This is a genomic window from Bacillus sp. AFS029533, from assembly GCF_002585125.1.
In the GTDB taxonomy this organism is placed as follows: domain Bacteria; phylum Bacillota; class Bacilli; order Bacillales; family Bacillaceae_G; genus Gottfriedia; species Gottfriedia luciferensis_B.
Genome location: NZ_NUQC01000001.1, coordinates 27,865 through 49,131, shown reverse-complemented (window position 1 = coordinate 49,131; position 21,267 = coordinate 27,865). Strand labels below are relative to the sequence as shown.

The following is a 21,267-nucleotide window of genomic DNA, read 5'->3' as shown; positions in this document are numbered from 1 at the left end:
AATCGTACTATGATAAAACTAAAAGAAAACAACCAATTGGATGGTTTTATATCCACCCAATTTAGGGGGAGTTAGATGAAATGGAAACCAAATCGTGATTCTCATTTGACTGTGCAAGAGCAAATTATAGATTGGATAAAAACTCGTATTGAACGAGGAGATTGGTCTGTTGGCACTAAGATTCCTACCCAGCGTCAATTAGCAACGCAATTTAATGTGAACCGCAGTACCGTACAACTTGCACTTGATGAATTAAGGGCAGATGGTTTGATCGAATCAAAAATGGGTTCAGGGGTATATGTGGCTAACAATTCTTGGAACGTACTTTTGAGCAAAAATCAACCGAATTGGCACAGACATATTGAATCAAGTATTCATAAACCAAACTACCATACGATTCAACTCATAAATGAATATGAGCAAATAGATCATATCATACGTCTTGGAACAGGTGAATTATCACCTGAATTACTACCAACTAAGGAAATAGAAGATTCGTTAAGAAAGATTTCAATTGATTCAAAAGCAATTGGTTATTCATCTCCGCAAGGAAGTGAAAAGCTCCGAGGAATTTTATGTAATTATTTAAAAAAACGTGGTATTGAATCAGCACCAGAGAACATTTTAATTGTTTCGGGTGCACTTCAAGCACTTCAATTAATAGCAGTTGGATTATTGGAAGAGGGATCCATTATTTTTCAAGAACAATTTTCGTATTTAAATTCAGTACATCCCTTTCAATCTAATGGTATGCGAATGTTTTCAATTTCAAGGGAACATCAATTAAAAGATAATTTACGAGCACATAAAGGGAAGAGGCAATCATTATTCTACTGTGTTCCAACACTAAACAATCCAACGGGCTATAATTGGTCGTTGGAAGAAAAGCAAAATCTATTTAATACATGTAAAGAACTACAAATTCCGATTATTGAAGATGATGTGTATCACGAATTGCTTTTTGAAACATCTTCACCAGCTATCAAATCGTTTGATACTTTAGGACAAGTTCTTTATATAGGAAGTGTTTCCAAAACACTAAGTCCAGGGTTAAGAATTGGTTGGGTTGTTGCACCTTCACCTGTTATTGAACGATTAGCTGATATAAAAATGCAAACGGATTATGGTTCAAGTGCCTTTTCGCAAGAAATCGTATCACACTGGATCTCAAACGGTCTCTACGAAAAGCATCTTGTTAATCTTCGTGATCAATTGCAAAAACGAGCTATATACGTAGAAGAAATTTTAGAAAAGAAATTTAAAAAGATAGCTTCATGGAAAAAGTCTGAAGGTGGTTTCTATATATGGCTCAGATTTCATAATCCAATAGTAAATAAGACTTTATTTTTAAAATTACTTAAAGAAAATATATTGATCAATCCAGGTTATATTTACGAACCAAGAGATTTACATCATATTCGTCTTTCCTATGCCTACGCTTCGTTGGAAGATTTAAAAAAAGGTTTAAATATTTTATTACAAATAAGTCAATTGTGATTTCATTTAGAACTTTATTTTTTTGGTCCCTTATAATGAAGGATTTGGAACAGTAAAGAGCATCGAAATCTCGATGCTCTTTGTTATGTTATAAATTGTTTTATTTTCGAATACTACAGCTAGAATTTTAAAATTAAATTTCTATCCTGAAAAGTACACAATTTGCTAGAAACTTCATTGTATACTTGCCTGAATCTTCAAGCTTTCAAACCCACGAAAAGCAACATTTTTACGGCGAGTTGGCTCCTCAATTAGAACTGGATTAACTAAATGTCTAATCAGTTTTTCAATTGCAATTTGTCCTTCTAATCTAGCAAGGGGGGCACCTAAGCAGAAATGCGGGCCGGATGAAAAGGATAAATGTTTTATATTTTTTCGAGTAATATCAAATGTTTCAGGATTAGTAGTGACGTTTGGATCGTAATTGGCGCCGCCTAAGGAAACCATAAAGTAATCGCCTTTTTTAATCGCATTTCCAGCGAACTCAAAATCTTCTCTAGCCCACCTAGATGTAAAAATAACGGGTGATTCGTATCTTAATATTTCTTCAATTGCTGAAGGAATTAACGTTAAATCATTTTTTAAAAGCTCAAATTGCTCAGGATGTTTTAATAATAAATAATATCCATTCGTGATTAAATTAACAGTAGTTTCATGACCCGCTATTAATAAAAGAAGACAACTTGCGATCATTTCATCTTCACTTAATTTATCACCAAATTCCTCTGCTATGATTAAATTACTAATTAAATCCTCTTTAGGTTCTATTCTCCTTAAAGATATAAGATTTCTGAAATAATTAGAAGCATCAATAATATCCTTTGATACTAATTCTAAATCTTCCATAGTCGTATTAAAATCAATAAATTTAATAAATGCCTCTGACCAATTACGAAATAAATCCCGATCTTCTTTAGGAACACCTAATAGATCAGTTATGACAAAGACAGGTAATAAATATGAAAAATCATGTATTAGTTCGTGGGTAAATTTTCCCTTCATATTTGCTAATAAATAATCAGCAATTTCATTTACCGAAGTTCGTAAATTTTCAACCATTCTTGGAGAAAAGGCTTTGTTCACGAGGTTTCTTAATCTTGTATGATCAGGAGCATCTCGAAATAACATCATTTTTCGATTTATTGCAATAGCAGGCATAACACTTTCAGGTATTTTTTCAGGTGGAGTGACTTTGGTTGCCTCTTTTATAAAACGGGGGTCTTTTAGCATGATTTCTGCTTCTCTATAGCCTGTTACTAGCCATCCAGATCTCTGAAATAGCTCCGTATAAAGCATAGGACTTATTTTTCTAGCGTTACTAAAATACGAATATGGGTCTTTGTAAAATTGCTGTGGATTCACTTTTAATTGATTATTCATGTAAATGTTCTCCCTTATGAATGAAATGAGTCTATTTATTTCTATTTCTGTGAAAATGGATTATTCCCAAATTTTGGATAACACAAAAAAAGGATACGATTGTACAAAATGTTTTTCATGAGGAATTAGGTATAAATGAATCAGAAATAAATCAAATAAAAATTAAGAAAATTAAATCATGATTATGGTAAAATAAGGTACTTCAAGTAATCAAACTGAGTTTATGAAATTGTTCGACAGAGAAGAAAGGGGTAACATGATGGATTTTCCAATTTTAGAAACAGAAAGATTATCTTTAGTGCAAATTACACAAAAAAATGTAGATGAGATTTTTTCCATCTTTTCAAATGAAGAGGTAATTAAATACTATGGTATGGACCCTTTTACTGAAAAAGATCAAGCGGTTAAAATGATCGATTCCTTTCAAACTAGATTTGAAAATCAACAAGGGATTCGTTTTGGAATAGTTGAAAAAGAATCAAAAAAATTAATCGGGACAATTGGTTTAAATAATTTAGTCTTACATGCAAGAAGAACGGAAATTGGATATGATTTATTACCTAAATATTGGCGAAAAGGATATATGTCAGAAGCAATAAAGGAAATTACATCATACTGCTTTAATAAGCTAGGAATCTATCGAATTGGAGCTAATATTTTTCCAGATAATACTGCTTCAGCTACTTTAGTTGAGAAGTTAGGATTTCAAAAAGAAGGATTACTGAGAGGCTATTTAGTTCAAGGGAATCAGTCTCATGATTTAAACGTATTTTCTCTCATTAAACCTGATTGGCAAAAATAAAACGAAAAATAGTAAACTGAGATAACCATAATATAGTAAATCTGTCTAATTAAGGAAAAGGAGAAATGGAATGATTAAAGCTGTAATATTTGATTTTGATGGTTTAATTGTCGATACTGAGTCTGTATGGTTCGAAGCATATAAGGAAGTACTACAAAGGTATGAAGTGGAGTTAACTCTTCAAAAGTTTTCAGAAGTTGTAGGAACAAGTGATGAAATTTTATTCGATTTTATCAATACAAATTTAAAAGAACCAATTGAAAAAGAACTGATTGAACAAATGGCTAAAGAACTAGTTGATGAGAAACTACTCGAGCCGGCACTTAGAGAAAGTGTAGAAGACTATTTAATTTCAGCAAAAAATACTGGATTAAAAATAGCTTTGGCTTCTAGCTCCTCAAGAGAGTGGGTAGAAAGCTTCTTAAAAAAATTAAATATTTATGAATACTTTTCAGTAATTAAGACAAAAGATGATGTAAAGAAAGTTAAACCTGATCCGGAGCTATATTTAAAAGCAATTGAGGAAATCGGGGTTCAAGCATCAGAGGCTGTCGCATTTGAAGATTCGTTAAATGGATTAATCGCTGCAAGGAAAGCAGGTTTACACTGTGTAATTGTTCCGAATCAAGTTACTTCACATTTAGAGTTTGAGAATCATAGTTTAAGATTATCATCAATGGCAGAAAAATCTTTAGAAGATGTAATTAAGCATCTAACTAACAAGTAATTTCGGTTAAAAAAAGTAAAACCATTCCAAAAAAATTGGAATGGTTCTTTTAATTAAATAGAATTTACTTCTTTTACTTCACTTGCTTCATCTTTCTTTATTAAAATTTCCTTTTTCAGACCCCAACAAATTAAAAATGTTAATATGGCAAGTACGAAAGATACCCAATATAAATCCTGGAATGCATGAGTAAAGACTGTTTTTACTTTTTCAAGTAAATTAGGATCAAGATTAGATGGAATCATACCATTTTGTACATTTTTTAATTGTAGCAATTGATCTACGGAAAGACTTCCAGCTAGTGATTTCATCCCTGATGTAATTTTAGAAGCTAATAGAGAACCAAATAAACTAAAGCCAATCGTCATACCAATGGATTGAAATAACATGACGGCAGATTGAGCAATCCCTACATTTTCCTTTTCAACTGATTCTTGAACAATTAATGCATTGTTAAATAGTGCACCGAATCCAAGTCCAAGAATAATGAAATAAATAACGAATGTCATTATTGAAGTGTGGGCCGTAATACTTGTAAGTAAATAGAAACCAATCATTGGTATAATAAATGAAACACCGTAAATATTTCGATAAGAGAATCTATTCATTACTCGCCCAGCAATTACACTTGCACCCATTGCACCAACCATAATTGGTAAATTTAAATAGCCAGATTCAGTAGGTGTTAAACCGAGTACATTTTGCGAGAAGAATGGGAATGATGAAAGTGACCCCATGATCGCAAGGACAAAAACAAATACTAGAGCCGAAATGACAACAAAGTTTCTATTTTTAAATAAGTGTAAAGGGATAATTGGTTCTTTTGCTTTTGACTCTACAAATATAAATAATCCAAGTAAAATGGTTCCTAAAATTAGTAAACTAATTATTTTAGGATCACTCCATGCATATCCTTCTGTTTGATGAAGTACAGGCGTAAGCAGATAGCTGATTAACGTGATAACTAGTAAAATCCCACCAAACCAGTCGATATTGATTTTTTTATCAACTCTCGTTTCATTTAGTCCTATTGCTAATAAAATTGCAGCTAAAACGCCAACTGGAATATTTACTAAGAAGATCCAGTGCCATGAAATATGCTGTACAAAATATCCTCCAATGAGCGGTCCAAGTAGCTGAGGTATAAACATGACAGCTCCGAAAATACCTTGAAGCTTAGCACGCTGTTCAACTGGGAAACTGTCTCCGAAAATGACCATCGCAAGTGGCATTAACCCACCGGCACCAATCCCTTGAATTCCACGACCAATTAAAAGGACTTCCATAGAATGAGCAGTACCACTAATAATTGACCCAGCCATAAATAATCCCATACTAAATAAATATATTTTCTTTCGACCATATAAATCCGCAAGTTTGCCGAGTATTGCCATAAAGGAGGTCATCGAAAGCATGTAAACTCCACCAACCCAGCCGTAAAGCGCTAACCCTCCTAAATCCCTAATAATTGTTGGCATAGCTGTTGCAACGACTGTCTCATCAAGCTCTGAGAAAATGACTCCAATCATTAGTCCTATTAATATAAGAGTCTTGTTATTTTCTTTCATCCTTTACCTCCCTATGACCTTTCAATATTATTCAATTGTTTCATTGAATACTTAAAAAAGAACAACTTTTAATATTTAAAAGCTAATTTGAATGAAGTTTTTATAGTTAAAAGTCAAACATTGTGATTATCGATTCGATTCTTTATACCTATATTTAAAGATGAAATTCAAATTTCAAGTAAAAAATTCAATTCTATCATTTTCTTTTACTTTATTTTATTCTTTACTTTGTTTAAAAATCCTTTAGGTAGTAACTAGCTTCTTTGTGGTTATTTTAAATTTATAAAGGATCTTATTCATCAGAATGGCGGTATAGTTTAGCTAGAAAAAGAGAATTTATGATTAATATAACTTAAGAGGCAATATACGATATGAGGTTGTTTTATTTTATAGTCAGAAAATTCTTGATTGAGAATAAAATATTGTATACAATGTTAATAGGTACTATTATCCTGGTTAATAGTACATGCTTTATGGCGTGTAATGTTAATAAATTCATACTTTGGGAGAGGTTTTTTACATGAAAAAGGCAATAGGTGGTTTAATATTAACAGGGTTATTAACTTTAGGTGTAGCAACATCTGGTGCTCAAGCAGCAGTAAATTTTGATTCAACAACAGGAACAGGATTTGTAGGTAAAGGTGATGTACAATTAGCATTTAATTGGAACAATGCTTCTTTACAGAAGAATGCAGGTGCTACTACTTTTACATACGATGTTAAAGATACTTATGTTGTTACAGAGTATTGGGAAACTTTAACAGGTGGTAAACAACCTAAAATCGTTACACATGAAATCGAAGTTCCTAAACACGCATCTGTTAGTGCAAATGTAGATTATGATGCACGTAGAGCTAATCAAATCAATGGTTTTATAATAAAAGGATTTGGGAATGTAGTAACTGAAGGAACAGTACCAGTTGTAGGAGATCCTTTAACTGGTAACCGTGAAGTTTATGATACTGAAGCTGGGGAATGGGTACATGCAACAGTAACAGCTGTTGAAAAAACTAAGAGCGAAGGCGGATTATTTGTAAACTTTAATGGAACAAGAATTGCAATGCCAAATACTCCAGTTAATCCAATTGTAATTCAATAATATTTAAATCAAGTTAATATTATAGTCGATTTCCAAATATGGAATTCGGCTTTTTTTTCCTTTACACGTAAGTTTAAAGTCATAAACTGCTTAGTTGCAGTTTTTTTATTTCAGTAAATGGGAGGATCGTTTAATAAATAAAGGATTTTATAATCTTAAATGGAATTATAAAAATTACAGATACATTTCGATTACCAACTCAGACGGTTGAAAGTTGAAAAAAACAAAAGAGGAATACTTTTATACTCATCGTGAACTTGAAAAAATACTTGCAAAATCAGAACATGAAGATTTATATAGACAGATTCCAGGAGAAAGATGATTAGTACTTGAACTGAAGAATCTAGCAATGCACGGCGCATATCATATTGGGCAAATTGTATTAATGAGTAAAATGCAAGGAATTTGGGCAGGGAAACAAAGATTATAAAAAAGGAGTCTATAACGATGATCGACTCCTATTTTACTACTGGCAGATTAGTTCATCAAAGGATTTAATGTACTTTTGTTTGAAAAGGAGTGTGCCTAATGGATAATTTTAGTTTAATCATTACATTACTACAATTGATCATTCTAATTGTAGTAGTATATATCGTGATTATCATTATTAAAAAAGTAAAATTATTTGCAGCAAATAATTTGTTTATTTCAAATAAAAAAATTGAGGAATTGGAGCAAAGAATAAGCAATTTAGAGAAAAAATAGGGATATTCTCTTAAACAAGCTAGCAAGAGTAAGTTATACAATAATCTACTTTAAATTAGCCATATTACTCAGTTATTTCATTTTTTTTTGATGGAAATTTGATAATTCATAACTATATTGGTAAAATTAGGGTATTACAATGTGTGTAAGCCACACTGGGAGGTTACAAAAATGGAACATGGTAAAGTAAAATGGTTTAATGCAGAAAAAGGATTTGGATTTATTGAGCGAGAAAATGGTGATGATGTATTCGTACATTTCTCAGCAATTCAAACTGATGGATTCAAATCATTAGACGAAGGTCAAGCGGTAACGTTTGAAGTAGAACAAGGTCAACGCGGACCACAAGCAACTAATGTTAAAAAAGCTTAGTTGAAAAAAGAGTCGGAATCTATAAAGTAGAATCCGACTCTTTTTATGTCTTTTAAATTTAAAAACCCCTATCCCAAAAAGAATAAGGGTAATATCGAACGTGGATCTTGGTAAAGAAAATGGTTTAAAGTATGAAAGACCATATAATATTGAAGAAACAAATAATTATCGAAAATAATTAGCCATTTGAATTATTATTAGTTGTTTTGGAATTGCCCTTATTTTTAGTACCTTTGCTAACATATGGCTTCGCATTCTTTGCTTTTTTTGCACTAGCTTGCCATCTATTCCAACCCTTCTTATCTGTACCTCTACCTGTACCCTTACCTGTACCGCTCTTAGCTTTAGCTTTCATATAAACACCTCATAGCTATTATACACTAAGTACCATACAGTTTTTCAGTAATTTCCAATTAACTTTTGAGTAAAACAAGAAATAGAGCAATAAATATATTCAAAAAGAGCACTTATATATCTTTATTGTTGAATGAAAGTATACATATATCTCTAAAAACTATGATAGTGGGAGAATTGGGTGTCTGTAAATCTTATATTTATTAATTTGATAGTTTTTAAGTAGCATGCTTTAGTTGAATCAATATGATTGACTATAAAGTTATTATTTATGGAAATAAATGACAGATTAGAAATTTATTGTAAAAAAGGACCAAATTCCCCAAATACAAAACCTTAACTAGTTGATACAATTAAAGGAACATTAAAAAATGGAGGATAAGGTTTCAACATGAAAACTACGAAAAAAGTATTTGTCAGAAATTTAATAGTCATTTTTTCAATGATTATTATGATCGGATTGGGAATTTTGGTTTATGTTAAATCGAATTCATCATATCCAATAACAAAAATTAATGAAACTAAAGTAGAAAAAATAAATTCTTCTCTAATAATTGTAAGATCAGATTTAAATCAACTAGAAAAAATAGTAGGAAAAAATGACAAAAATAAAGTAATTGATTTGGAACAAAAAACGATGGAGGATATCGAGAAACTAGATGAAGTATTAGAGAATTTTAAATTTAAAAAAACGCCTGATAAGGGGCTTTTATTATGGATTATTTGTGCAACTTCATCTAAAGATGCCTATTTAATGGATTTGATGAGTTATAGTAGCGGTGATACTAAAGGAAATGAAGAATTTTCTAAAAGTACAATCGATCATCTAAATGATAGTCTTAGAGAAATGAAAAATAAACATAAAGAAGCTTATAGATACTTCAAGCGAAATGATTACTTAGAAGGGTTTTACAATCAATAAGTAAATCATTTAAAAATATAAATTAAGATATTTTTATAACTATAAAAAATCATAGTTAGTTCACAGCATAAAAAAGGAAATGATCCTAGGAGGGGTAAAATGTTTGAAGGCGGAGATTTTATGTTTACGTTCGGTCCAATATTCATTGGTATCACTTTTGTAATTGTTATATCCATTGTAGTATTCTCAATCATAAAAGGAGTTACACAGTGGAATAAAAATAATAACTCACCAAAATTAAATGTAAATGCCAAAGCTATAACGAAAAGAACAGCAGTACATGGTGGTAGGGAACATTCGTCATATAGTAATTATTTTGTAACGTTCGAAGTAGAAAGTGGAGATCGGTTAGAATTACAGGTAAAGGACACTGAATACGGAATGATTGTTGAAGGTGATGTTGGAGAACTCACATTTCAAGGTACAAGATTTCAAGGTTTTATTAGAAGCAGATAAGTTTAAAGTGCTTCATTAATTTTAGCAGGCCACATTGGCAACTTATTTTATAGAACCTATTGAACTTACGCTACATTAGTTGAGTAAAAATAGCAGCCATAGGCTGCTATTTTATTAAATTAATAACTACTTCAGTCACAAATTACTTAACTATTTGAATATCAAGATATTTAATTCGTAATTAAAGGTGTTCACAGGGATCAAGCTGAATAAAATTCAAATAAAAATCATCAGGAATTACCGCGTTATCAGCAAGTATTACTGATTTTAAGTATAAAAAACACTCTCACAAGGAGTATGCAATAGGTGTTACATTACGTGGTATTCAACAATATAATCTGAATGGAAGTTTACAGTTATCACATCAAAATGGTGTCATGCTTTTTAATCCAGAACAAGCACATGATGGAATGGCACATGATAAGTCTGGCATTGATTATGTCATGCTATATATTGATCCGCAATTGCTCTTAGAAGTGAATGGGAACAAGGACTTAGTTCGTTTTTCAACTCCTATAGTGTACGATCAAATTCTTGAGCAAAAAATATTAAGTCTTTCTAAAGCTATTTTAAGTGGTAAAGATGAGGCATTTTGTAGTGAATTATTAGTATCTCTTACAGATCGCCTAATTAGAACTAATCTTTCATTAAATTATAAAAAAGATAACGCGCTTATGAAAAAAGCGAAGAATTTGATTCATACCAATTTGGAAAATGTTCTTAGACTTGATGAGATATGTAATGAACTTAATTTATCGAAATTCAAGTTTATCAGATACTTTAAAACTCATACCGGAATTTCACCCTATCAATACTTTCTTAACTGTAAGATTGAACGCGCAAAGCAGTTGATCGAAAAAAATAGAGATATTTATTCAGCAGTATCAGATTGTGGCTTTGTAGATTTAACCCATTTAAATAAACATTTTAAGAGCGTATACGGAACAACAGCATATGAGTATATGTCTTATTTAGATTAAGGAGAGTTTATGATTGTCCTTTGAGGAGTTGGGTCGATCTAGAAAGAGAAATGATAATTTTAAAGAATGAAAGTCTAAAAAAATTTGAGAAAACAAGAATAAAAAGCCTGTATCAAAGATTGCCAAGTAATCTTTGATACAGGCTTTAATAATATTTGTTAATTCAACTACCCTACATCTAATAAGACTTTATGCTGGAGATTTCATTGCTTTCTTTACAATCCTTTTGCTTTTAGACGTTCCATTTGTTTTAAAGTGTGTGAATAAGAAACTACCAAGTATTACAATAATGCTTCCAAGTACTTGAACCCATGTCATTTTTTCATTTAATAGGAAAAACGCCAAAATGGCTGTGAAAATAGGATTGAAGTTTAGGAAAATACCTGCTGAAGTGGCTCCAATTTTTTGGACACCAATATTCCAAAAGAGCATACATAAGACAGTTGAAATAATCCCAGTATATAAAATTGAGAAAATAAATGAGCCATTTATTTTTACAAGAGTAAAATCTGTGAGATTAAAAGGGATGACTACAAGGAGTCCAAATATGCCTGAATATAGTGTAGACATCATTGGTGATATATGTTTTGTTGCCCATCTACTACAAACCGAATAGATCCCCCATATGCATACGGCAATGACCATCCATAAATCACCTAAATTCAATTTCATTGAGAATAGTAGATTCATATCTCCTTTTGAAAGCACAAGAATTACACCAAAGAAAGAAATAATCATCGAAAATATTTGTAAAAAGTTCAGTCTTTCTTTTAAAAATAAAGATGAAAATAAAGCAATGGAAATTGTATTTAGGGTTGAAATTAATCCAACATTCGTTGCGGATGTCTTTTCTAATGCCATAAATTGAAAAAGATTAAAAAGAACAACACCTGTTACTCCCATCATGAAAAGTGGAAGAATAGCTTTACGTGGAGGTAAAATCTTTTTTTCTTTCCACCATACTATTGGTAATAATACGATAATAGCAATTCCCCATCTTAGAGTCGTCAAGGTCATTGGAGAAGCATGACCAACAAGGGATTTTCCAACGACAAAATTTCCTCCCCATAACAAACTTGTTAATAATAACAACAGTATATATAAGATTGGCATATCTAAACCCCCTAGTTCACTGTTCTTTAAGTTTAAAAACGATTTTACACAGTGATTTCTTACTATTTTTTAAATAGTTTAACATAATTGTTTATTTTACCGTAGATTATTTTGTATAATGTTATAAATACAAAATAATTTTAATTAAATGTATCATTTTAAAGAATATAATTCATTTTAAGTGTGAGATCCAAACCATTTGCCGAATAATTGAAAGGGAGTAGATATTAGTGGAATACCAAGGAAATAAAGTGTTAGATGAAGTAGATCTTAAAATTTTAGATAAGTTACAAAAGGAAAGCCAAATAAGCAATACGGAACTAGCGCGACATGTAAATTTGTCGCCACCAGCTACACATGCAAGAGTTAAACGATTAGAAAATGAAGGATATATCGATCGGCAAGTTGCAATCTTAAATCAAGAAAAGCTAGGTTTTGATTTACTTTGTTTTATTTTTATCAATACAAACATCCACCAAGCCGATAAATTAGAAGTGTTAGAGAAACAATTAAAATCCATGCCTCAAGTTTTAGAGTGCCACTTATTAACTGGGGAGTATGACTATCTATTGAAAGTTGCCAACAGAGAACGAAAAGAATTGGAGAGCTTTATTCGTAAGTTAAATCAGTTCGGAATTACAAGAATTCAAACAAGTTTAGCTTTAAGAGAAATTAAAAATTCTACTGTTTTGCCGTTATGTGAAAAGGAAGAATAATATTTTATAAACCTTAGACCAATGGTTTTAATATGAAATCACTTATTAAAAAAGGGTAATGTTCACCTCTGTTGAATTAAACCAACAGAGGTGAATAAATGAAAAATTATAGTATAGCTATATCAATATTTCTTTTAGGGGTATGTATCGTAATTGGAAGTTGGAAGATTTCTAATGGAATTGGTTCAAAAGCTACAACGAGTCGTGCTGAGCAGCATCAACTATTAACACAGACGGAATTAGTTGATTATTTAGGATTAAGTAAAGAAGAAATTAAAAAACTAACTGAGTTATACGATGGAGACGGTGGTTATTCAAGTGAACTTCCTCATATAAAAATTGGATCTGAGTTCTACTATCCTAAATCCGCAATTGATAAATGGTTAATAAATGTAGATTTAATAACAGTCCCTTAAAAATAACATATTAATTATCGTATTTTTAAAGAGGTAGAAGTTATTGTTGATTTTCTTTGGCGAAGAAATTTTCAATAATTAAATCTTTTTCTTATTTAATTACCATACAATAGTAAAAGAGTATAAGCTGCATAAATGCGGCTTTTTCTTTTGCATTAAAGATAAAGAAAATAAAATATGCAATTATGAGTAAGGGCGTTATGTCATTTTTTTGCTTTAGTGTATGTACTTCCTTTTGGGAGAAGATCGTAAGCAAAACAAATGAAAGGATGTTTGGAATGAAAAAAAAGGCATTCGTCACCATTCCATTTTGTATCGTGTTGGCGATCTTAATCGCTACATCGTTTGTGCTAACTTCGAAGAAACCATCTGCCCCTTACATACTCAAACCTCAACAATTAGCTGAAACGACAAAGCCAGCGGTTGTTCGAATTGTTGATTATGCGATTGTGAAATGGACGATTACTTTAGATGATAAACGCGTAACGAGTGTATTGAAGAAATGGGATTATAAAACTGAACTGGACGGTTTTGGATCTGGCGCTATCATTAATTCGGACGGCTATATTGTAACAAACGCTCATGTTCTAGTTTATTCTCATCAAATGTCCGATCATGATATTGTTTCTGAGGCATTTTCAATTCTTGTGGATGATGTTGCAACGGAAAATAATTGGACGCACAAATACACAGATGCGTATTTGAAACAGTATACTAGTTACGAAATCTACCAAAAAGGCGTCGACGTCTACTTACCGACAGTAGATGATCCTATTAGCGCAGTCGTCAAAAGGTATCAACAACCTACCGATCATGGAAAAGATGTGGCCCTTTTAGAAATCGATGGCTCCAACTATCCTACTATTCCCCTTGGAAACAGTGATTCTATTCAAGATCAAGACAATATTTGGGTGATTGGTTACCCAGCTGCAGCAGATTCTGAATTGCTATCCATGCATAGTTATGTAATCCCCACGATGAATAAAGGGCAAATTTCAGCGGTCTCAAAAACTACATTAGCAGGTAGCCCGGTCCTTCAAATCAATGCAGCATCTACCCATGGAAATAGTGGTGGACCCATCATCAATAACAAAGGACAATTGATTGGCTTACTCACCTTCCGAGGAGATACGGTGAATGACCAAGAAGTGCAAGGATTTCATTTTGCGGTACCTGTGAACACGTTGAAAAAAGTTTTCAATAAAGCGGACGTACATGAAACAAAAAGCCAAACTGATAAATTGTTCATAGAAGGGTTAACTTTCTACTGGGCAGGCTATTACAAAGACGCACTGTCAAAATTTGAAGAAGTCCAACAAATCTATCCGAACCATCCAGAAGTAAAGCGGTACATTCATGAATCAAAACAAAAAATGGGCTCAAGCAAAACACTTTGGGCTAAACACAAAACGAGTTTTTACATTCAAGATATTGTCGCAAGTATACTAATCCTCATTCTTCTTCTTTATACTTTCACGTATAACAGTAAACCAAAATCAAATACTACATCGAATCCACTATCAACCGATCATGAATCCGACTAAACTTGAATTTCAAACAGTTCCTGAGAAATAAATAATGAAAAATTTATTTGAATAGTGCTTCATGGAAAATACGGCTCCATTTGCTGATCGTAGGTTGCAATTGGAACGAATAAGTGGGATAAAAATCCTACCTAAACCAATTGTAGAGCTACAAACAAAAGGAGTCGTATAAATCAAGGATGGTCAATAATTTATTAGTTTAAACAATTCAAAAGTTTTTTTATAGTTAGATTTACCTGGAAATAGACGTTTTAAATCGTAACCAAAACTAAAATAGTAAGCAAATCATCTAGTAAATATGGATAAAAAGTAACATAAAAAATTTAAACAGTATTTCATATTGAATATTCAGAATTTTTCTTGTATTATCAAATTAACAAACATACCGACTGGTTAGTATCTAAACGTTTGTTTAAAAATGAAGCGAAAGTTTTGTGCAAAGATAGGACCGTTATGGAATAAATACTAATTTTAGGAGGATTTGAAATGCACGTAAAAGAGTTATTTGATTTAACAGGGAAAGTAGCCATTGTAACTGGTGGTGGACGAGGTCTAGGTGAACAAATTGCGAAAGGATTCGCTGAAGCAGGTGCAAATGTTGTACTTTGTTCTCGAAATGTAGAAGCATGCCATGAAATTAGTGAAGAATTGAAAAGTTTAGGTGTAGAATCTATCGCATTGAAGTGTGATGTAACAAACAAAGAGGATGTCCAAACAGTAGTTAACGAAACGAAAGAGAAATTTGGCCGAATAGATATTTTAGTAAACAATAGTGGTGCATCTTGGGGAGCACCAGCTGAAGAAATGCCTTTAGAGGCATGGAATAAAGTAATGAATGTTAATGTAACTGGTACGTTTTTAATGTCTCAAGCAGTAGGGAAAATCATGTTAGCACAAAAATCCGGAAAAATTATAAATATTGCTTCGATTGCTGGCTTAGTTGGAACGAATCCAAACGTAATGAATGCTGTTGGTTATAGTGCAAGTAAAGGTGCAGTGATCAGTTTTACAAAAGATTTAGCTGCCAAATGGGGTCCAAGTGGAATTTATGTAAATGCATTAGCTCCTGGATTTTTCCCGACAAAAATGTCTAAAGATGTTATTTCCCACGGAACAGATGAAATATTAGAATCTATCCCACTTAAGAAATTTGGAAATGAAGACGAGTTAAAAGGTGCAGCTTTATTTTTAGCAGCACCAGCATCGAATTATGTGACTGGGTCAGTTTTGGTTGTTGATGGTGGAACATCGATCGTTTAAAGTTTGAAACACCATAATCAAAAAGGAGTTTTGTAAATGGGCAAACTTCATCTTTTGATGAAAAAAGAAGAAATTGATGATCAAAAACTAAACGATGAAAAGATAGTAGTCGTTTTTGATGTATTACTTGCTACTTCGACAATTACAGCGACATTAGCCTTTGGTGCTAAAGAGGTTATACCTGTAATGAATGGACAAGAGGCAGTTCTTTTCACAAATAAAAATGTGGACAAAGAATATCTATTAATAGGGGAATATGAAGGGAATACAATTGAAGGGTTTCTATCACCTAATCCACTAATGTTAAAGAAAATTGTTTCTGATCAGTCAATCGTTTTATCGACAACGAATGGAACAGTGGCATTAAAAAATTCTCAAAATGCAAAGAGAGTATACGCTGCATCGATTTTGAATGCAAATGCAGTTGCAAATCACTTGAGACAATCTTACAAAGATGAGTCTGTTATTTTAGTATGTTCGGGGTCGTCAGGACAATTTAATATGGAAGATTTTTATGGAGTTGGTTATTTTATTGATTGCTTAGTTAATGAATCATATCCTTTCGATTTATCCGATGCAGCTAAATCTGCCCATTATTTTTACTTAGGATTGAAAGAAAAATGTTATGAGATTTTAGCGGAATCGAATGTTGGTAAAATGTTAATTCGTTATGGCTTTGAAGAGGAATTAAAATTTGTTTCTAGTAAAAGTATTTTAAATGTTGTACCGATATTTGTAGATGGTAGAAGCGTAATTAATGTTAATTTTTCAAAGGAAACTATCTAAATATTACCCTATTAAACACTGTAACTTGTTAGGCAAAAACTAGTTGTGAAAGGGATGATTGAATGGATTTTTTATATTCGCAAAAAAGTAAAGAGCTTCAATTAATATTAACAAAATTTATGGAAACGTATGTTTATCCTAATGAGCAAATATTTGAACAGCAGTTAAATGCACAAGAAACTCGGTGGAGTGATGTACCTCCGATTATGGAAGAATTAAAACAAAAAGCAAAACAAGCAGGATTATGGAATTTATTTTTACCTGAAAGTGACCTTGGAGCAGGTTTAACGAATTTAGAATACGCTCCATTATGCGAAATTATGGGACGATCTATGATTGGACCAGAAGTGTTTAATTGTAGTGCACCAGATACAGGTAATATGGAAGTTTTAGAAAGATATGGTACGAAAGAGCAAAAGGAAAACTGGTTAGTACCACTTTTAAATGGTGAAATTCGCTCATGTTTTTCAATGACTGAGCCTGAGGTCGCTTCTTCTGATGCAACAAATATTGAAGCGAGTATCAAAAAAGAAGGTGATTTTTATATCATCAATGGTCGAAAATGGTGGTCATCAGGAGCAGGGGATCCTAGATGTAAAATTGCAATATTTATGGGCAAAACGAACCCAGATGCACCTAAGTATGAACAGCAATCTATGATTCTAGTTCCGTTAAATACACCTGGGGTGAAAATTGAAAGGGTATTACCTGTTTTCGGTTATGATCATGCGCCTCATGGACATGCAGAAATTACATTTACAAATGTAAAAGTTCCTGCAAGTAATATTTTATGGGGAGAAGGGAAAGGATTTGCAATTGCACAAGGTAGACTTGGTCCAGGTCGTATTCACCATTGTATGAGATTGATTGGTGCTGCCGAACGAGCACTCGAAGAAATGTGTAAGCGTGTTCAAAATCGAGCAGCATTTGGTAAGCCAATTGCAAATCAAGGCGTAGTTCAAGAATGGATTGCAAATTCAAGAATAGAAATTGAGCAAGCTAGATTACTAACCTTAAAGGCCGCATATATGATGGACACAGTTGGTAATAAAGAGGCGAAAGCAGAAATTGCTATGATAAAAGTCGTCGCTCCTTCAATGGCTTTACGAGTAATTGACCGCGCTATTCAAGCCTTTGGAGCTGCGGGTGTATCTAATGATTATACGTTAGCAGCTCAATGGGCAAATGCCAGAACGTTAAGATTAGCTGATGGTCCAGATGAAGTACATCGAGCGCAGTTAGCAAGATTAGAATTAAAAAAACATGCTACAGAAAAAAACTTCTCTACAATAAAAAGTTAATTCAAATTAAATGACAGATTGAGAGAGGATCGATATGAGACTAAAAGATAAAGTCGCAGTTATTACCGGCGGAGGTAGTGGTATCGGGCGTGCAACTGCTATCCGCTTCGCAAATGAGGGAGCAAAAATTGTTTTAGCAGACATTAATGAAGTTACTGGTGAAGAAACACTAGGTGTAATAAAAGAACAAAATCCAGAAGCTATTTTCGTTAAAACGAATGTTGCTGAAAGCAAAAGCATCCAAAATTTGATGAAGCAAGCTGTTGAACATTTTGGTAGCATAGATATTTTGTTTAACAATGCTGGAATTGGGAACTCCGAAGTAAGAAGTGTAGATTTAGCAGAAGAGGAATGGGATCAAGTAATCGATATTAATCTGAAAAGTGTATTTTTAGGTATAAAATATGCAATTCCAGAGCTTAAAAAATCTGGCAATAGTGTGATTATCAATACAGCTAGTTTACTAGGTTTAAAAGGAAGGAAATATGTTAGTGCTTACAATGCTTCTAAAGGTGGAGTAGTATTATTAACGCAAAATGCAGCATTAGAGTATGGAAAATATAATATTAGAGTAAATGCAATTGCTCCAGGAATAATTGATACAAATATCATTAAGGAATGGAAAAATGATGAAAGAAAGTGGCCGATTTTATCCCGTGCAAATGCACTTGGTAGAATAGGGACTCCAGATGAAATTGCATCAGTTGCACTATTTTTAGCATCTGATGAAGCATCGTTCGTGACTGGAGCAACGTTATCGGTTGATGGTGGAGGATTAATATTCTAATCTATTAGGTTTGAAAAGTTGTTTAAAACAATATTCATGATCAGAAATGGAGAGTTATGTATGTCAACAAATAAAGTTTGGTTAGCTCACTATCCTGAATATATTGCAAAAGAACTATCAATTCCGACAAAATCAATACCAGAAATGTTTAACGAAACTGCAGAAAACTATCCTAATCATTCTTGTCTAACATTTTATGGTAAAAAAAATACTTATAAAGAAGTGCAGTCGGCAGTAAAGAGATTTGCTTCTGCTTTACAAAAAAATGGTATTCAAAAAGGTGATCGTGTAGCAATCATGCTTCCAAATTGTCCACAATATGTAATTTCATATTATGGCATTCTAACTGTAGGTGGAATCGTAACCCAAGTAAATCCAATGTCAGTTGAAAGAGAGCTAAAAGAATTATTAATTGACTCTGGAGCTGAAACGATTGTCGTATTAAACAGTTTGTACCCAATCGTCAAAACATTAAGTAAAGAAACAAAATTACAGAAAATTATCGTAGTAAATTTTACTGGTATAGAAGAGAATTATGACGAAGCAATAACATTTGGAAACTTTTTGCAAAGCGGAAATCAAGAATTAAAGCCAGTTACGATTGATTCTCATGAAGATGTTGCAATTCTTCAATATACGGGTGGAACAACTGGACGTTCAAAAGGAGTAATGCTATCCCACCGAAATCTATACGCAAATATAATGCAGCAAGGTGAATTTTTTAAAGGTGCATTTAATCCTGGTTGTGAGCGGGTCTTATCCATCATTCCATTTTTCCATGTTTATGGAATGACCGTATGTATTAATTTAAGTGTTTTCATGGCTAACGAAATGATCATCCTACCACGATTTGAAATTGAAGAAGTTTTAAATACGATAAAAAATGAACAACCTACGCTATTTCCAGGCGTCCCAACAATGTATGTTGCATTAATTAACCATCCTGAGTCTGAAAAATATGGGATCGATGCAATTAAGCTTTGCAATAGTGGCAGTGCACCGATGCCAGTAGAACTAATGAAGCAATTCGAAACAAAGACAGGTGCTACTATTTTAGAAGGCTATGGATTATCTGAAGCGTCCCCAACGACTCATAGTAATCCTGCATTTGCAGCAAGAAAGCCTGGTACTGTGGGAATCGCTTATCCATCTACTGATTCAAAAATTGTTGACATAGCTACCGGATTAGACGAAGTTCCAGTAGGAGAAATTGGTGAATTAATCATTAAAGGTCCTCAAGTAATGAAAGGCTATTGGAATTTGCCAGAAGAAACGGCAAATACAATCAGAGATGGATGGTTATATACTGGTGATATTGCGAGCGTCGATGAAGATGGTTACGTCTCAATTCTAGATCGAAAAAAGGATATGATTATCGCAAGTGGCTTTAATGTATATCCTCGTGAAATTGAAGAAGTAATTTATGAGCATCCCTACGTAAAAGAGGCTGTAGTAATAGGGGTACCCGACTCCTATAGAGGTGAAACAGTAAAAGCAGTGATAGTCCTTAAAGAAGATAAATATCTTACTATAGAAGAAATGAAGGAATACTGTAAAAATCATTTAGCGACCTATAAAGTTCCTCGAATAATCGAATTCCGAAACGAACTACCGAAAACGAATGTTGGCAAAATATTAAGAAAGGCAATTAGAGAAGAGGAAAGCTCTATCTATCAAGGGTAATTGAAAGAACGGTCTCCTGTGGGATATGTTGGAAGACTGAAACCCCCAGGAACGAACTTGACGAGGAAGCTAAAGAATCTCGCTACACAAAAAAAGCGAGCATCCTGCAGTGGACATCAACCACACATACTTATTTATAAACATTAATAAATTGAATTTTGATAAAACCTTCCTTGTACTATGATATAATTCTATTGAATTTTTAAGATTGCGAGGACATCTAATGAAACAAAAAATAAAGGAACACTCTATACAGCTATTTGATAAAAAAGGATTTACGAGTACATCCATTCAAGATATCGTCGAATCGATCGGAGTGACAAAAGGAACTTTTTACTACTATTATACAAGCAAAGAACAGCTTCTTATGGAAATTCACCTTCAATTTATTGATGAAGTATTAAATGAGCAGGAAGAAGTTATTAATGATTCAAAGAAAAGCTTTTCAGATAAGCTATTTGAAGTCATTTATTTAAGTTTAATGGACATTAAAAAGCAAGGTCCAAGTGCAAAAGTGTTTTATCGTGAAATGAGACATTTAAATCCTGAAAGTTTAACAGAAATTAAAGCCAAAAGGGATTTATACAGATTTAATATTGAGAAACTTCTTAATGAAGGAATTAAAAATGGTGATTTAAGATCAGATTTAGACGTACCAATCGTTTCATTTGGTATTTTAGGTGTTATGAACTGGAGTTATGAATGGTATAACGCAGAAGGACAAAAAAATGCATTTGAAATAGCGAAGTCATTCCAAGATATGATCTTAAAAGGGATTAAAGTAGAGGAGTAATCTTTT

At 32.6% G+C, this 21,267-nt stretch carries 22 protein-coding genes; 18 read left to right on the top strand and 4 right to left on the bottom strand.

Translation table 11 applies throughout. The features are described 5' to 3' along the window. The first annotated feature begins 75 nt into the window (after window positions 1-75). The gene (locus COE53_RS00255) at window positions 76-1,497 is read left to right on the top strand and encodes an aminotransferase-like domain-containing protein (protein ID WP_069032396.1); all 1,422 of its coding nucleotides are present in this window, start codon (window positions 76-78) and stop codon (window positions 1,495-1,497) included. Between the two features lie 174 nt (window positions 1,498-1,671). Here the strand turns inward: COE53_RS00255 and COE53_RS00250 are convergent, their stop codons facing one another. Next, on the bottom strand, window positions 1,672-2,877 hold the full coding sequence (locus COE53_RS00250) for a cytochrome P450 (protein ID WP_098947255.1): 1,206 nt from the start codon (window positions 2,875-2,877) through the stop codon (window positions 1,672-1,674). Between the two features lie 259 nt (window positions 2,878-3,136). On the opposite strand from COE53_RS00250, the gene COE53_RS00245 reads away from it, so the two are divergent. Both COE53_RS00245 and COE53_RS00240 read left to right on the top strand, forming a co-directional pair. Continuing rightward, the gene (locus tag COE53_RS00245; protein WP_069032398.1) at window positions 3,137-3,679 is read left to right on the top strand and encodes a GNAT family N-acetyltransferase; all 543 of its coding nucleotides are present in this window, start codon (window positions 3,137-3,139) and stop codon (window positions 3,677-3,679) included. Window positions 3,680-3,749: 70 nt separating this feature from the next. Beyond that, window positions 3,750-4,406, top strand: a complete 657-nt coding sequence (locus COE53_RS00240) for an HAD family hydrolase (RefSeq protein ID WP_069032399.1) — start codon at window positions 3,750-3,752, stop codon at window positions 4,404-4,406. Window positions 4,407-4,459: 53 nt separating this feature from the next. Here COE53_RS00240 and COE53_RS00235 read toward each other — a convergent pair whose 3' ends face one another. Beyond that, window positions 4,460-5,974 (bottom strand): MDR family MFS transporter, encoded by a 1,515-nt coding sequence (locus tag COE53_RS00235; RefSeq protein ID WP_069032400.1) that lies wholly within the window; start codon window positions 5,972-5,974, stop codon window positions 4,460-4,462. A 520-nt stretch (window positions 5,975-6,494) separates the two neighbouring features. Between COE53_RS00235 and COE53_RS00230 the strand changes: the two genes are divergently transcribed. The 3 genes from COE53_RS00230 (at window position 6,495) to COE53_RS00220 (ending at window position 8,150) form a co-directional block, all read left to right on the top strand. Next, entirely contained in the window at window positions 6,495-7,073 is a 579-nt protein-coding gene (locus COE53_RS00230; protein WP_069032401.1) for a hypothetical protein, read from the top strand. Window positions 7,074-7,601: 528 nt separating this feature from the next. Beyond that, window positions 7,602-7,778 (top strand): hypothetical protein, encoded by a 177-nt coding sequence (locus COE53_RS23770; RefSeq protein WP_175403441.1) that lies wholly within the window; start codon window positions 7,602-7,604, stop codon window positions 7,776-7,778. A 171-nt stretch (window positions 7,779-7,949) separates the two neighbouring features. Beyond that, window positions 7,950-8,150: a cold-shock protein gene (locus COE53_RS00220; protein WP_069032402.1), complete on the top strand. Its 201-nt coding sequence runs from the start codon at window positions 7,950-7,952 to the stop codon at window positions 8,148-8,150. A gap of 178 nt (window positions 8,151-8,328) precedes the next feature. On the opposite strand, the gene COE53_RS00215 is transcribed toward COE53_RS00220, so the two are convergent. Further along, entirely contained in the window at window positions 8,329-8,505 is a 177-nt protein-coding gene (locus COE53_RS00215) for a DUF3934 family protein (protein ID WP_084006746.1), read from the bottom strand. A 390-nt stretch (window positions 8,506-8,895) separates the two neighbouring features. On the opposite strand from COE53_RS00215, the gene COE53_RS00210 reads away from it, so the two are divergent. The 3 genes from COE53_RS00210 to COE53_RS00200 all read left to right on the top strand — a co-directional run bounded on the left by COE53_RS00210 (window position 8,896) and on the right by COE53_RS00200 (window position 10,862). Continuing rightward, window positions 8,896-9,426, top strand: a complete 531-nt coding sequence (locus COE53_RS00210) for a hypothetical protein (RefSeq protein WP_069032403.1) — start codon at window positions 8,896-8,898, stop codon at window positions 9,424-9,426. A gap of 99 nt (window positions 9,427-9,525) precedes the next feature. Further along, the gene (locus tag COE53_RS00205; protein ID WP_069032404.1) at window positions 9,526-9,882 is read left to right on the top strand and encodes a DUF2500 domain-containing protein; all 357 of its coding nucleotides are present in this window, start codon (window positions 9,526-9,528) and stop codon (window positions 9,880-9,882) included. 236 nt (window positions 9,883-10,118) lie between these two features. Beyond that, complete coding sequence (locus tag COE53_RS00200; RefSeq protein ID WP_091021444.1) at window positions 10,119-10,862, top strand: helix-turn-helix domain-containing protein; 744 nt, start codon at window positions 10,119-10,121, stop codon at window positions 10,860-10,862. A gap of 189 nt (window positions 10,863-11,051) precedes the next feature. On the opposite strand, the gene COE53_RS00195 is transcribed toward COE53_RS00200, so the two are convergent. Then, entirely contained in the window at window positions 11,052-11,975 is a 924-nt protein-coding gene (locus COE53_RS00195) for a DMT family transporter (RefSeq protein ID WP_069032405.1), read from the bottom strand. Window positions 11,976-12,205: 230 nt separating this feature from the next. Between COE53_RS00195 and COE53_RS00190 the strand changes: the two genes are divergently transcribed. The 9 genes from COE53_RS00190 to COE53_RS00150 all read left to right on the top strand — a co-directional run bounded on the left by COE53_RS00190 (window position 12,206) and on the right by COE53_RS00150 (window position 21,261). After that, on the top strand, window positions 12,206-12,691 hold the full coding sequence (locus tag COE53_RS00190) for an Lrp/AsnC family transcriptional regulator (protein ID WP_069032406.1): 486 nt from the start codon (window positions 12,206-12,208) through the stop codon (window positions 12,689-12,691). Between the two features lie 98 nt (window positions 12,692-12,789). After that, the gene (locus COE53_RS00185; protein WP_069032407.1) at window positions 12,790-13,107 is read left to right on the top strand and encodes a helix-turn-helix domain-containing protein; all 318 of its coding nucleotides are present in this window, start codon (window positions 12,790-12,792) and stop codon (window positions 13,105-13,107) included. 200 nt (window positions 13,108-13,307) lie between these two features. Then, window positions 13,308-14,651 carry a S1C family serine protease gene (locus tag COE53_RS00180; protein WP_175403442.1) on the top strand — a complete coding sequence of 448 codons (1,344 nt, stop codon included), beginning with the start codon at window positions 13,308-13,310 and terminating at the stop codon, window positions 14,649-14,651. Between the two features lie 486 nt (window positions 14,652-15,137). Beyond that, entirely contained in the window at window positions 15,138-15,911 is a 774-nt protein-coding gene (locus tag COE53_RS00175) for an SDR family oxidoreductase (RefSeq protein ID WP_069032409.1), read from the top strand. 36 nt (window positions 15,912-15,947) lie between these two features. Next, a complete protein-coding gene (locus tag COE53_RS00170; protein WP_069032410.1) occupies window positions 15,948-16,697 on the top strand; it encodes a 2-phosphosulfolactate phosphatase in 750 nt (249 codons plus the stop codon). Between the two features lie 62 nt (window positions 16,698-16,759). Next, window positions 16,760-17,998 carry an acyl-CoA dehydrogenase family protein gene (locus tag COE53_RS00165; protein WP_069032411.1) on the top strand — a complete coding sequence of 413 codons (1,239 nt, stop codon included), beginning with the start codon at window positions 16,760-16,762 and terminating at the stop codon, window positions 17,996-17,998. 34 nt (window positions 17,999-18,032) lie between these two features. After that, window positions 18,033-18,785: an SDR family NAD(P)-dependent oxidoreductase gene (locus COE53_RS00160; RefSeq protein WP_069032412.1), complete on the top strand. Its 753-nt coding sequence runs from the start codon at window positions 18,033-18,035 to the stop codon at window positions 18,783-18,785. A 60-nt stretch (window positions 18,786-18,845) separates the two neighbouring features. Beyond that, complete coding sequence (locus tag COE53_RS00155) at window positions 18,846-20,468, top strand: long-chain-fatty-acid--CoA ligase (protein WP_069032413.1); 1,623 nt, start codon at window positions 18,846-18,848, stop codon at window positions 20,466-20,468. Window positions 20,469-20,691: 223 nt separating this feature from the next. After that, window positions 20,692-21,261, top strand: coding sequence for a TetR/AcrR family transcriptional regulator (locus COE53_RS00150; RefSeq protein ID WP_069032414.1), 570 nt, complete (start codon window positions 20,692-20,694; stop codon window positions 21,259-21,261). Window positions 21,262-21,267 lie beyond the last annotated feature (6 nt).